Genomic DNA, 13,941 nt, shown 5'->3' with positions numbered 1-13,941 from the left:
TCCTAGGCGGCCTTGGTCGGCAAGTTCGACGATTCGGCCGCGCCGAAGTCTTCTGGGAAATGATTCAGCGCAGACAGCACGGGGTAGGGCGTCATGCCGCCCATGGCGCACAGCGAGCCGTTGAGCATCGTGTCGCACAGGTCGCGCAGCAGCTTGATTTGCTTGGGACGGTCGCGACCGTCGATGATCTTGTCCATCACTTCGACGCCACGCGTCGAACCGATGCGGCACGGCGTGCACTTGCCGCACGATTCGATGGTGCAGAACTCCATCGCGTAACGGGCGAGCTTGGCGAGATCGACAGTGTCGTCGTGCGCCACGATGCCGCCGTGACCCAGCACGGCCCAATGCGCGGCGAACGCTTCGTAATCGAGCGGGGTGTCCCACTGCGACTCCGGCAGGTACGAGCCGAGCGGGCCGCCGACCTGCACCGCACGCAGCGGGCGACCGGTGATGGCGCCGCCGCCGTAGTCGTACAGAATCTCGCGCAGCGTCACGCCGAAGGCCTTCTCGATGAGGCCGCCGTACTTGATGTTGCCCGCGAGCTGGATTGGCAGGGTGCCGCGCGAGCGTCCCATGCCGAAGTTCTTATAGAACTCCGCGCCACGGTCCATGATGATCGGCACGGAAGCGAGCGAAATCACGTTGTTGATGACCGTCGGCAAGCCGAAGAGGCCTTCGATGGCGGGCAGCGGCGGTTTCGCCCGCACCACGCCACGCTTGCCTTCGAGGCTTTCGAGCAGCGCCGTTTCTTCGCCGCAGACGTAAGCCCCGGCAGCCTTGCGCACTTCGAGGTGGAACGCGTGGCCCGAGCCGAGAATGTTCTCGCCGAGATAGCCCGCTTTGTTCGCGTTGACGATGGCTTCGTTGAGTACGTCGATCGAATGCGGGTACTCGCTGCGCACGTAGATGTAGCCGCGCGTCGCACCCACGGCGATGCCAGCAATCGTCATACCTTCGACGAGCACGAGCGGGTCGCCTTCCATCAGCATACGGTCTGCGAACGTGCCCGAGTCGCCTTCGTCGGCGTTGCAGACGATGTACTTCTGCGCGGCGGGCGTGTTCAGCACCGTCTTCCACTTGATGCCGGTCGGAAACGCTGCGCCGCCACGTCCGCGCAAGCCCGACTCGGTCACCTGCGCGACGATGGTCGCGGGGTCCAGTGCGAGGGCGTTGCGCAGGCCGCGATAGCCGTCGTGCGCGACGTAGTCGTCGACCGAAACGGGATCGGTGATGCCTACGCGTGCGAACGTCAGACGTTCCTGCTTCTTGAAATACGGAATCTCTTCGGTCAGACCGAGCGCGAGCGGATGATCGCCACCGGCGGTGACGTTCGCATCGAACAGGGCGGCGACGTCGTCGACTTCGACAGGCCCATAGGCGACGCGACCCGCAGGGGTCACGACTTCGAGCAACGGTTCGAGCCAGAGCATGCCGCGCGTGCCGTTGCGGACCAGCTCGATTTCGATGCCGCGTTTGGCGGCCTCAGCGGCGATGGCGTCGGCGACTTCATCGGCGCCGAGCGCGAGCGCGGCGGAGTCACGCGGCAGGTAGAGGCGCACAGCTGCCTTGGCGGAAGTAGTGGACTGGCTCATACGGCTTCCTTGGCGCGGGCGACCAGACGGTCGAATTTCTCGGGGGTGACGCGCGCGTGCAGCTTGTCGTCGATGGTGATCGCGGGGGACGTAGCGCACTGGCCCAGACAGAACACCGGTTCGAGCGCGACGTCACCGCTGTGGCTGTGCATCGCGCAACCCAGCGCGCGTTCTGCGTGTGCCACGAGTGCGTCGGCGCCCATGCTCTGACATGCCTCCGCGCGACAGATCTGAATGACGTGTCGCGGCGGCGGGGTGGTGCGGAAATGGTGATAGAACGTGATCACGCCATGCACTTCGGCGCGTGACAGGTTGAGGGCGTTGGCAATGACGGACACGGCATCCGGGGGAACGTAGCCGAAAGCTTCCTGAACATCATGGAGGATCGGCAGAAGGGGGCCTTCCTGAGATGCATGATGGTCCAGAATCGCTTGCACCGTCGCGATGGAATAAGCCTCGCGCATGGCTGATGTCTCCTGTTTGGCGCACTGTGGGGTACGGTGCGCCTGAGGGTGGTTATATGTTCTTGTCCTGCCCCGGGGCGAGAGACCCATTGGTCACATACGACGATGCTTCTCGGGTCTAGTCGATCAGCGTGACGCCGGATGAGCGTGCGACACATAGCCCCCACCATATGCCGCACGGGCTCGGCCTCTCGCCCGTTGCTTACTTCGTCAACCTTCGGTCAGTATGTGAAACACGATATATCATATACGGTATACGTGCAATACCGAGGCAAGCGGTTTCGCGGGATCGTTTACCCGAATCCGGAAAGGCAATGCCGGTGGGCGTGACAGGCGGGAGGGGGGTAGAAAAAAAGCCAGTGACACTTCCATATCACTGGCTTTTTCGCAGACGCGCGGTGAGCGCGTCGTGGAGACATCGAACCCGGATCAAATCCGGATCAAGCGCTTACTCGAGGAAGTCGCAGTGCTCTTCGACGAACGCGGCCAGACCGAGGGTGTGGTCGCGCGCGAGCTTCTCGGCGAGTTCCGTATCGCGCTTTTCGAGCGCGGTGATGATCTTCAGGTGATCGACGATCGAGCGCGCAGCCCGGTCGTTCTGAGCAATCGTCACCTTACGGATGGCGCGCACGTGAATGAACAGATTCTTGATCGTGTTGGCGATGGCTTGCGAGCCGCCAAGATTGATCAGCGCCTGGTGGAAGTCGATGTTCGCGTCCGAATACTCTTCAATATGATCCGTCGGCGGTGCATTCACGAACTCATCGAACAAATGACGCAGCTTGGCGATCTCTTCGTCGCTCGCGTTCAGCGTGGCCAGACGCGCAGACATCCCTTCAAGGGCGGCCCACATCTGAATCATTTCCACGATTTCACGCTTGGTCTTGCGGATGATGAAGATGCCCCGGCGCGGCACCGTGCGCAGAAAGCCTTCCTGTTCCAGCAAGGTCATGGCTTCGCGAATCGGTGTGCGCGAAACGCCAAGCACCTGGATGAGCTGACGCTCGTCCAGGCGAATTTCGTCCTTCTGGTTATAAATATCGGCATCGGCGATGGCTTTTTTCAGCAGCGCATACGCCTGATTACGAAAACTCGTGGTGGTGTCGATCGGCTCCAGTGCGAGTGGCGTCACGCGCACCGGAGTTGGGGTGATCAGGGACATGCAATAGTCTCCTAGGTATTACGGCCCCTTCAGAGGCGCAATGCTTGCTGCCCCACGAGGGTTGCCGGCTTCGTGACGAGTTTACCCGATTCGTTTGCCTGCGTGGTTTCTGCCAGATAGGCGAAACGGCCGTTGGATTCAGCCTTTTCGAGCAATTTGGCGGGCAGTGCGACGAACAGATGAACCATTGCAACACCGGCGGCGAGGGCAGAAGCCAGGGCGAGAAGCGTAAGGGCAGCGACTAACATGGTGAGACTCCAGATAAAGGTTGACGGGTAGTAATGTGGGGGAGAACTTGCTTTGCATTGTATGTCGCGCCGCAACAAGTCTCAAGATATACCACATACCGAATATCAAAATTTATCGTTTTTCGGGACGTTCTTCAGGTCTCACTGCTCTCACACGTCTCGGATTTGTCTCTTTTTCCGATAGTGCTTGGGGGATCGATGATGGCGATGAACCTCCTCGGATGTCCGTCTGGCTTGCGATGGTGCGGATTTCGGGACGCCAGTGGCGCACGCAGTTTTCAGTGATTCGGGTGCTGCTTTTGGGGTGGACCAAACGGACGTTATTGCGTTGCCGCGAAACCACAGCCGTTATTCCCTGCATCGGCCATACAGCGCCGAGGTTTCCGGCAAAAAATCGGCCGCGACCGGAGGTCCGGTGGCGGCACGGGTGAGCGCTTGCGGGGCGGGGTCGGCGACGAGTTTCTCGGACCCATCGCATCGCCCTCTATATATATAGTCAGTGCCGATTCGGGCAGGGCACGCCACGGTGCCCTGCGATCGGGTGTTTCAAACAAACAACGGTTACGCGTTATGCCGCTGGTTATGCCGTCTGATTATGCCGCTTTGGCCAGACGTTCCTGTGCGGCCGCCACGGCATCCGGCTTCGTCATGAACTCACGTTGCTTGATCAGCGCGAGCACGACGTCGAGCGTGGGTGTCGGCACGTTGGCCAGGCGTCCCATCTCCTGAACGACGGAGACGAGCGGGTCGATTTCCATCGCACGGTCGCGCTCCAGATCCTGAAGCATCGACGTCTTGTGCGCGCCCACCGCGCCGGCGCCGTTGATGCGGCGTTCGACGTCCACGCGGAAGTGCACACCGAACTTGTCGCCGATGGCTTTCGCTTCGAGCATCATGGCGCGCGCAATGGCCCGCGTGCCCGGATCGCTGGCGATGATGTCGAGCGTGCCGTGGGTGAGCGCTGAAATCGGGTTGAAGCAGAGGTTGCCCCAGAGCTTGAGCCAGATCTCGTCGCGAATGTTTTCGCGGATCGGGGCGTCGAGCCCACCGGCGATCATGATTTGCGAGAGCTTCTCCACACGCTCGGTGCGCTCACCGCTGGCTTCGCCCAGCGGGAACTTGTTGCCGTAGACGTGTTGAATGACACCCGGCGCGACGACTTCGGTCGCCGGATACACCACGCAGCCGATCGCACGCTCCGGACCGAGTTCGCGCCACTGACGGCCACCCGGGTCGATGCTCTCCAGCGTCGTGCCTTCAAGCGCGCCGCCGTGCTTATAGAAGTACCAGTAGGGAATGCCATTCACGGCCGTGACGACGGCCGTGTTCGGGCCGATCAGCGGCTGCATCGCGTCGAGTACCGACGGTACCGAGTGCGCTTTCAGGGCAATGATCACGTAATCCTGATGCCCAAGTTCGCGCGCATCGTCGGTGCAACGCAAGTGGGCGACGCGCTCTTCGCCATCGATGAGCAGCTTGAGTCCGTGCTCGCGCATGGCCGCGAGGTGCGGTCCACGTGCCACCAGACTGACATCGGCTCCGGCGCGCGCGAGTTGCACGCCGAGATAGCCACCGATGGCACCGGCGCCATAGATGCAAATCTTCATGAAGTCTCTCCCTCCAAAGGTCAATCGAAACCCGGGCCTGGTACTGGCCGCTTTATTCTTCTGATTCTTCTAATACCAAATGTTGTATATCGTATATCACAAGAAGAATAGCGCCAAGCCTTCCTGGCCCTTTTGGCCTCATGGTTTCCCCGCACAGGCCTGAAAAAAGGGCTTCCGCATGTGTGAGCGTTGCGGTCATGAACTGCACTTGTGAAATGTCCGGGGGCTGCTTGCGAGTGAATTATTACGGTGTGTTACAGAGAGGTAGGGACGAAGAGGGGTATGTCTTCTTGTGAGTGAAATTAGCAAAAATATCGCCTTGTGCCCGTTTTAAAAAATCGCAAGGAGCCCGATATAAAAGGCCTGAGCGCCTTGTTGGGTAAGGTTCCCGGATCAGGTTAACTCCTTAGTGTTTTCGCATTGCGTTGTTGCGCCGCTCCGTCCTACAGTTGCGTTACTGTATCTAGCCGCCACTTAGGACAGTGCCTCGCGTGCCGTAGTTGTTTTCGATGCAATGGACGAAAACGACTTCGGCACGCGAGGTGGAAAACGAGGACAGCAATAAATTAGTGTTGACTTATATCTGATATATCGTATATTTCGTTCGGTATATTTACGGGAAGCGCAATGGACTCCCGTAAGCATCAGAGACAAGTCGACGAGGCATAGACCTCGTAAAGCATACCCAGGGGGCATAGACCCCATCCGGAAGGTGTTGTTGTTGTGAAGCTGCCAAACAACTGAAAACCGATGGAGGAGGTACAAGTGGAGACGACAAATCAACACGGTAAGCAATCCGTGTTCGCGAGCCCGTGGGTTCAGCTCGTGTTCGGCGTGATTTGCATGGCGATGATCGCCAACTTGCAATATGGGTGGACGCTGTTCGTCAACCCGATCGATGAAAAGTATCACTGGGGCCGTACGGCCATTCAGGTGGCGTTCACGATTTTCGTCGTGACGGAAACCTGGCTGGTGCCGATCGAAGGGTATCTGGTCGACAAGTTCGGCCCGCGCCCGGTGGTGGTCGGTGGTGGTCTGTTGTGCGGTATTGCATGGGTGCTCAATGCCTATGCTTCGTCGCTGCCGATGCTGTACTTCGCAGCGGCGGTGGGCGGTGTCGGCGCCGGTGCGGTGTATGGCACCTGCGTGGGTAACGCACTGAAGTGGTTCCCGGACCGCCGTGGTCTTGCCGCAGGTATTACCGCTGCCGGTTTCGGCGCCGGTTCGGCACTGACCGTGGTACCGATCGCCAACATGATCAAGTCCAGCGGCTATGAGAACACCTTCCTGACCTTCGGGCTGGGGCAGGGGATCATCGTCCTGGTGCTGGGTCTGGCGCTCGCCAGTCCGCCCGCATCGATCGAAGCGCTCAAGAAGCTGGCACCGGGCGCAATGCGCTACAACGCCAAGCCGACGGAAGTCATGCGCTCCCCGGTGTTCTGGCTGATGTATCTGATGTTCGTGCTGATGGCCGCTGGCGGTCTGATGGCAACGGCGCAGCTCGGCCCGATCGCCAAGGACTACGGTCTGGATCAGGCACCTGTCTCGCTTCTCGGTCTCACACTGCCCGCACTCACCTTCGCACTGGCCATCGACCGTGTGCTCAACGGGGTGACGCGTCCGGTGTTCGGCTGGATATCGGACAAGATCGGTCGCGAGAACACGATGTTCATCGCTTTCGCGATGGAAGCCGTGGGGATCTACGCACTGGCAAAGTATGGCCAGCACCCGGTGGCCTTCGTGCTGCTGACCGGCCTGGTGTTCTTCGCCTGGGGTGAGATCTACAGCTTGTTCCCGGCAACCTGCGCCGATACGTATGGCTCGAAGTATGCCGCGACCAATGCGGGGATGTTGTACACCGCGAAGGGGACCGCTGCCTTGCTGGTGCCGTTCTCCAGCATCATCACCTCGATGACGGGTAGCTGGCAGGCTGTCTTCATGGTCGCTTGCGCCATGAACGCCTTCGCCGCCTTCCTTGCCTTGTTTGTCTTGAAGCCGATGCGTGCCCGTCTGGCACAGCGTTACGCCAGCGACTACAAGGCAGAGTCGAGCGAGCCGGTCGTGAAAGCCGCGGACCTGAGCCGCAGCACCACGTAAAGCGAGTTCGATACGTCATCTGGACGTTGAGCAGTACTAATTAGAGGCAGATTGGCTGGCTTGATTAGCAACATGTTTAACCGGCGTGCAACCCGGGCCCTCGGGGGCTCGGTTGCACGGCCGGGTGAGCAAGTAGAGAAGCAGTACAGGAATACCCACTAATCGTCAGACAAGACGACGCAACACTGAAACCGGAAAAATTGGAGGAGAGAATTATGTCCATTGCGATGACCGTGCCAGTCGGCAAGGCGGAAAACGAGACGCTCGAAGACAACAGCCGACACGCGAACATCGTGTCCGAGGCAGCAACGACCGATGGCTTCCATCTGGTCATCGATGCCCTGAAAGCGAACGACATCGACACCATCTTCGGTCTGGTGGGGATTCCCATCACCGATCTGGCCCGCCTGGCGCAAGCCGAAGGCCTGCGCTTCATCGGCTTCCGTCACGAACAGCACGCTGGCCACGCCGCCGCGATCGCTGGCTACATGACGCAAAAGCCGGGTATCTGCCTGACGGTGTCCGCACCTGGCTTCCTGAACGGCCTGACGGCACTCGCCAACGCCACTACGAACTGCTTCCCGATGATTCTCATCAGCGGTTCGAGCGAGCGTGAAATCGTCGACCTGCAACAGGGCGACTACGAAGAAATGGATCAGCTCAATGCGGCCAAGCCGTATTGCAAAGCGGCTTACCGCGTGCTGCACGCCGAAGACATCGGCGTGGGCCTTGCCCGCGCGATCCGCGCAGCCGTGTCGGGTCGCCCCGGTGGTGTCTATCTGGATCTGCCGGCCAAGCTGCTGTCGCAGACCATCGACGCACAAAAGGCCAAGGATTCGCTGATCCGCGTGATCGACGCCGCACCGCGTCAGATCCCTGCGCAGGATGCTGTCCAACGCGCACTCGACGTGATCAAGGGCGCCAAGCGTCCGCTGATTCTGCTGGGCAAGGGCGCTTCGTACGCTCAGGCCGACGAAGACATCCGCGCGCTGGTCGAGAAGACCGGCATTCCGTACCTGCCGATGTCGATGGCCAAGGGCCTGTTGCCCGACACGCATGAGCAATCGGCCGCAGCCGCACGTTCGTTCGTGCTGCAGGAGGCTGACGTCGTCGTGCTGATCGGAGCACGCCTGAACTGGCTGCTCGCTCACGGCAAGGGCAAGACCTGGGGTGCCGCACCGAAGAAGTTCGTGCAGATCGACATCTCGCCGACGGAAATCGACAGCAACGTCGCGATTGCCGCCCCGGTGATCGGTGACATCGGTTCATGCGTGAAGGCACTGCTCGCCGGTGTGGATGCCAACTTTGGCAAGCCCTCGGCCGAGTGGACCGGCGCTATCGCCGAGCGCAAGAACAAGAACCTGGCGAAGATGGCGCAGACCCTTGCGCAGAATCCGTCGCCGATGAACTTCCACAGTGCACTCGGCGCGATCCGCGACGTGCTCAAGAAGCACCCGGACATCAACCTCGTCAACGAAGGCGCGAACACGCTGGACTATGCGCGCAGCATCATCGACCAGTACCAGCCGCGTAAGCGCTTCGACTCGGGTACGTGGGGCGTGATGGGTATCGGTATGGGCTTCGCCATCGGCGCGGCAGTCACGAGCGGCCTGCCGGTCGTGGCGATCGAAGGCGACAGCGCCTTTGGCTTCAGCGGCATGGAACTCGAAACCATCTGCCGTTACGAGCTGCCGATCACCACCATCATCTTCAACAACAACGGTGTGTATCGCGGCACCGACGTCAACCCGACGGGCGGCAAGGACGTGGCCCCGACGGTGTTCGTCAAGGGCGCGCGCTACGACAAGATGATCGAAGCGTTCGGTGGCATTGGTTACAACGTGACCACGCCGGCTGAGCTGACGAAGGCCCTCGAAGAATCTATTGCTTCGGGCAAGCCGGTCCTGATCAACGCCGTGATCGATGAATCCGCAGGCACCGAAAGCGGTCGTCTGACGAACCTGAATCCGCAAAGCGCGGCGATGAAAAAGTAAGAGCCGAGTCAATCAAGGAGACATGACATGAGCAAACCCCTCGAAGGAATCAAGATCATCGACTTCACGCACGTGCAGGCCGGCCCGGCTTGTACCCAGCTGCTGGCCTGGTTCGGCGCTGACGTGATCAAGGTGGAACGCCCGGGTTCGGGCGACGTTACGCGTAACCAACTGCGCGACATCCCCGACGCCGATGCCTTGTACTTCACGATGCTCAACAGCAACAAGCGCTCATTGACGCTGGACACGAAGACGCAGGAAGGCAAGGAAGTCCTCGAAAAGCTGGTGCGTGAATCCGACGTGCTGGTGGAGAACTTCGGCCCGGGCGCCCTCGACCGCATGGGCTTCTCGTGGGAACGTCTGAACGAACTCAACCCGAAGCTGATCATGGCCTCGGTGAAGGGCTTCTCGGACGGTCACCACTACGACGACCTGAAGGTGTATGAGAACGTGGCGCAGTGCGCAGGCGGCGCAGCATCGACGACGGGCTTCTGGGACGGCCCCCCCACGGTGTCGGCCGCTGCACTGGGCGACAGCAACACGGGTATGCACCTCGCGATCGGTATTCTGACGGCCATCATCGGCCGTGGTCAGACGGGCCGTGGCCAGAAGGTCGCTGTCTCGATGCAGGATTCGGTCATCAACCTGTGCCGCGTGAAGCTGCGCGACCAGCAGCGTCTGGACCGTATCGGCTACCTCGAAGAGTATCCGCAGTACCCGCATGGCGAGTTCAGCGACGTCGTGCCGCGCGGCGGTAACGCCGGCGGTGGCGGTCAGCCGGGCTGGGTGCTCAAGTGCAAGGGCTGGGAAACGGACCCGAACGCTTACATCTACTTCACGATTCAGGGTCACGCCTGGGAGCCGATCTGCCGCGCGCTGGGCAAGCCGGAGTGGATCAGCGATCCGAACTACGCGACGCCGCAAGCTCGTCAACCGCACATCTTCGACATCTTCGCGACCATCGAAGCCTGGCTGGCCGACAAGACGAAGTACGAAGCGGTCGACATCCTGCGCAAGTTCGACATCCCGTGTGCTCCGGTGCTCTCGATGAAGGAAATCGCCAACGATCCGTCGCTGCGCGCATCGGGCACGATCGTGGAAGTGCCGCACAAGGAACGTGGTTCGTACCTGACGGTCGGCAGCCCGATCAAGTTCTCGGGTCTGAAGCCGGAAATCACGGGTTCGCCGCTGCTGGGTGAGCACACCGACGAGATCCTGGCCGAGCTGGGTTACAGCAAGGACCAGATCGCTAACCTGCACACGTCGCGCTCGGTCTAAGACCGTCACGCAACATCGCGATGTCGCACGTGCCATCGCCGCCTGCGGGCGGCGGCGGTGCGGGCATTTCGCAAGCAGGCAAGGTGTTCATGGGTGCGGCTCCCTGCGGAGTCGGCACCCATTTTTATTTTCGGGACCGTGTTGTCCTCTAATTGATGTACTTTATTGGCATGTTTGGTAGTCATGCCAATCGCATTCCCCACAAGATTATTGGAGACATCATGAGCGCATCCGTCGACGTCGGTCAGTTGGTAGAAGTGGTGGGCGACGCCATCGTCGTGGCCGACCCGCAAAACATCATCACGCTCTGGAATTCCGGTGCGCAGAAGATGTTCGGTTTCTCGGCAGAAGAGGCGGTCGGTCAGCCGCTGGACATCATCATTCCGGATCGGCTGCGGGCACGTCACAACGAAGGCTACGCCAAGACGATGGAGACCGGCCAGACCAAATACGGTAGCGATCTGCTCAAGGTGCCCGCCGCGCACAAGGACGGCCGCGCCATGTCGATTGCCTTTACCGTTGCGCTGCTGCACGGCGACGCGGGCGAAGTGACCGGCATCGTGGCGGTGATCCGCGACGAGACCGCACGCTTTCAGGAAGACCGTCAGTTGCGCAAGCGCGTGGCCGAACTGGAAGCGAAACTCGCCGCCACGGCAAGTTGATGGACTGACAACGGTAGAGGAGGGGGCGTCGGCTTAATGCCGTAGCTTGACCTCTGCACACTACAAACGAAGCACCGATGCGCTATGCGCACCGGTGCTTTTTTGCTTTCAGCGATGGTGAAAGGCGAGAGCTTCATCCGATAAGTATTTTGTATTCAATATATTTAAGAGGAGGGAATACAAAATCGACCCATCCGTCGCCCCATTTCATCTTTGTGACACATGCCTGTAAACCCGTATTCCACTGGTAGAAATCGAATGATGTTGCAATGCGGAGTGCCTTTATTCATAGGGATCTGCGCGATTTTCACGATGAAATGCGGCGACACAGCAAATCGCATCGGCAACAAAAAGCCGTTGATAAAATATCGTGTATGAAATACCGTATATCACAAGATTCGATCGACGAATGGGATGGCGCCCGAAGAGGCGACAGCCGTCGTCAGATCCGGTGAGACCCACGTGTGAGGCTGCTTTCAGAACGGCTATCGGGGGAATCTCGCGCACCCATTACATAAACGCCGTCGCATCAGGAGGAGACAAACCATGGGAAAGGCACTCGAAGGTGTGCGCATTCTCGACTTCACGCATGTGCAGTCCGGGCCAACGTGTACGCAATTGCTGGCCTGGTTCGGCGCAGACGTGATCAAGATCGAACGCGCGGGGCACGGTGATGTGACGCGCGATCAGCTGCGCGACATTCCTGACGCGGACAGCCTCTACTTCACGATGCTCAACAGCAACAAGCGTTCGATCACGCTCGATACGAAGCATCCGGAAGGCAAGGCGGTGCTCGAGCGCATGATTCGCGACTGCGACGTGCTCGTGGAGAACTTCGCACCCGGCGCGCTCGATCGCATGGGTTTCACCTGGGAGCACATTCACTCGCTGAACCCGCGCATGATCGTGGCCTCGGTGAAGGGCTTCGGCCCCGGTCCGTATCAGGACTGCAAGGTCTACGAGAACGTGGCGCAGTGCGTGGGCGGCGCAGCCTCCACCACCGGTTTCGACGACGGCCCGCCGATGGTGACGGGTGCGCAGATCGGCGACTCGGGCACGGGCCTGCATCTGGCGCTGGGCATTGTGACGGCGCTGTATCAGCGCACCATGACCGGACAGGGCCAGCGCGTGCTGGCCGCCATGCAGGACGGCGTGCTGAACCTCTGCCGCGTGAAGCTGCGCGACCAGCAGCGCCTTGAGCGCGCGCGCGTGATGGAAGAGTACCCGCAGTTCCCGAACGGTCAGTTCGGCGATGCGGTGCCGCGTGCAGGTAATGCCTCAGGCGGCGGTCAGCCAGGCTGGATTCTCAAGTGCCAGGGCTGGGAGACGGATCCGAACGCGTACATCTACTTCATCACGCAGGCACCCGTGTGGGGCTCGATCTGCAAGGTGATCGGCAAGCCCGAATGGGTCGAACATCCCGAATACGCCACGCCGCGTGCGCGTCTGCCGCGTCTGCGCGAGATCTTCGACACCGTCGAGCAGTGGACCATGACGAAGACCAAGTTCGAGGTCATGGGCATTCTCAACGAGTACGACATTCCGTGCGGACCGATCCTGTCGATGAAAGAAATCGCCGAAGACATGTCGCTGCGCGAGACCGGCACCATCGTCGAAGTCGACCACCCGAAGCGCGGTAAGTACCTGACCGTCGGCAATCCGATCAAGCTCTCCGACAGCCCCACGCACGTGGAGCGTTCGCCGCTGCTGGGCGAACACACGGACGACGTGCTCGGCGAATTCGGCTACAGCCTGCAACAGATCGCGGCGCTGCGCGAAGTCGGCGCGGTCTGACGAATCTGAATGGGCGCAATGCGTGTGCAAGGCGCCCCAGTGTCTGCAAGAGGCAGATGTGAATGACTTCAAGACATCGTGCCCGGCGCACACATGGCGAACGTTGCCGTGCTGCCGGGCCGCTACAGGAATGGCAAACGCATGAAGCTCTGGACCCGTTTCAAGACCTCACATGGCCGCATCGGCTTCGGCCTGCTGCAGGGCGATCAGATTCTCGAACATCGCGGCGATCTCTACGATCAGCCGGTTGCCACGGGGGCAACGATTGCGCGCGACGCGGTCGAGCTGCTGTGCCCGTGCGAGCCCTCGAAAATCGTGGCGCTCTGGAACAACTATCACGCGCTCGGCGCGAAGCTCGGCAAGGCGGCGCCTTCGCATCCGCTCTTCCTCATCAAGCCTGCGACCACGCTCAACGGTCCCGACGCGGTGATTCGTCGCCCGGCGTCGTATGCCGGGAAGATCGTCTTCGAGGGCGAGCTGGGCATCGTCATCGGCAAGCAAGCGAGCAACGTCAGCGAGGAAGTCGCGCGCGACTACATCCTCGGCTACACGCTGGTCAACGACGTGACGGCCGCTGAAATCATCGAGCAGGACGGCAACTTCGCACAATGGACGCGCGCCAAGGGCTTCGACACCTTCGGCTGCCTCGGCCCGTTCATTGCCGAGGACTTCGACTGGCGCGAGGCCGAACTGGTCACGACGCTCGACGGCACGGAGCGTCAGCGCTACCCGCTCGCCGACATGATCTTCAATCCGTGGCAGCTCGTTGCGCGTCTGTCGCAGGACATGACGCTGCTGCCCGGCGATGTGATCGCGGTGGGCACGTCGATCGGCGTGGGCTCGATGAAAGAGGGCGCGCTGGTGGAAGTGAGCATCGACGGACTCGGCACGCTGGCTAACCGCATGGGCGGTTGACCGGCACCTCGCAAGCGATTTCATGGTGGTCGGCCGGGGTGGCAATGGCCTGAGCCGATCGCCCTTTTTCATTCGGCAGATCTTCGCGATCTGCCAGGGTATGGGAGCAGTGAGGGCGTTGGATG

11 protein-coding genes are annotated in these 13,941 nt (G+C 60.7%); 6 read left to right on the top strand and 5 right to left on the bottom strand.

Translation table 11 applies throughout. The annotated features are described in order from the left end of the window. Positions 1-2: 2 nt before the first annotated feature. The 5 genes from PCO31010_RS19090 to PCO31010_RS19070 all read right to left on the bottom strand — a co-directional run bounded on the left by PCO31010_RS19090 (position 3) and on the right by PCO31010_RS19070 (position 5,076). Positions 3-1,595, bottom strand: coding sequence for a formate dehydrogenase beta subunit (locus PCO31010_RS19090; protein WP_150665660.1), 1,593 nt, complete (start codon positions 1,593-1,595; stop codon positions 3-5). After that, on the bottom strand, positions 1,592-2,059 hold the full coding sequence (locus tag PCO31010_RS19085; protein WP_150665659.1) for a formate dehydrogenase subunit gamma: 468 nt from the start codon (positions 2,057-2,059) through the stop codon (positions 1,592-1,594). The genes PCO31010_RS19090 and PCO31010_RS19085 overlap by 4 nt, the downstream gene beginning before the upstream one ends. 448 nt (positions 2,060-2,507) lie before the next feature. Then, entirely contained in the window at positions 2,508-3,221 is a 714-nt protein-coding gene (locus tag PCO31010_RS19080; RefSeq protein WP_039399646.1) for a GntR family transcriptional regulator, read from the bottom strand. Between the two features lie 29 nt (positions 3,222-3,250). Next, positions 3,251-3,469, bottom strand: a complete 219-nt coding sequence (locus tag PCO31010_RS19075; protein WP_150665658.1) for a hypothetical protein — start codon at positions 3,467-3,469, stop codon at positions 3,251-3,253. Positions 3,470-4,062: 593 nt separating this feature from the next. Then, positions 4,063-5,076, bottom strand: a complete 1,014-nt coding sequence (locus PCO31010_RS19070) for a 2-dehydropantoate 2-reductase (RefSeq protein WP_039399644.1) — start codon at positions 5,074-5,076, stop codon at positions 4,063-4,065. 750 nt (positions 5,077-5,826) lie between these two features. On the opposite strand from PCO31010_RS19070, the gene oxlT reads away from it, so the two are divergent. The 6 genes from oxlT to PCO31010_RS19040 all read left to right on the top strand — a co-directional run bounded on the left by oxlT (position 5,827) and on the right by PCO31010_RS19040 (position 13,816). Further along, positions 5,827-7,173 (top strand): oxalate/formate MFS antiporter, encoded by a 1,347-nt coding sequence (oxlT, locus tag PCO31010_RS19065; RefSeq protein ID WP_150576526.1) that lies wholly within the window; start codon positions 5,827-5,829, stop codon positions 7,171-7,173. Between the two features lie 215 nt (positions 7,174-7,388). Then, entirely contained in the window at positions 7,389-9,167 is a 1,779-nt protein-coding gene (oxc, locus tag PCO31010_RS19060) for an oxalyl-CoA decarboxylase (RefSeq protein WP_246184684.1), read from the top strand. A 27-nt stretch (positions 9,168-9,194) separates the two neighbouring features. After that, a complete protein-coding gene (frc, locus tag PCO31010_RS19055; protein ID WP_150576527.1) occupies positions 9,195-10,445 on the top strand; it encodes a formyl-CoA transferase in 1,251 nt (416 codons plus the stop codon). A gap of 221 nt (positions 10,446-10,666) precedes the next feature. Then, positions 10,667-11,107 carry a PAS domain-containing protein gene (locus PCO31010_RS19050; protein WP_150665657.1) on the top strand — a complete coding sequence of 147 codons (441 nt, stop codon included), beginning with the start codon at positions 10,667-10,669 and terminating at the stop codon, positions 11,105-11,107. Positions 11,108-11,653: 546 nt separating this feature from the next. Further along, positions 11,654-12,901, top strand: a complete 1,248-nt coding sequence (gene frc, locus PCO31010_RS19045) for a formyl-CoA transferase (protein WP_150576530.1) — start codon at positions 11,654-11,656, stop codon at positions 12,899-12,901. A gap of 141 nt (positions 12,902-13,042) precedes the next feature. Beyond that, positions 13,043-13,816, top strand: a complete 774-nt coding sequence (locus tag PCO31010_RS19040) for a fumarylacetoacetate hydrolase family protein (RefSeq protein ID WP_150665656.1) — start codon at positions 13,043-13,045, stop codon at positions 13,814-13,816. Positions 13,817-13,941: the final 125 nt, after the last annotated feature.

Source organism: Pandoraea commovens, assembly GCF_902459615.1.
GTDB lineage: Bacteria > Pseudomonadota > Gammaproteobacteria > Burkholderiales > Burkholderiaceae > Pandoraea > Pandoraea commovens.
Note: the sequence above shows the minus strand (reverse complement) of the source record. Positions and strands in the feature narration are given on the sequence as shown.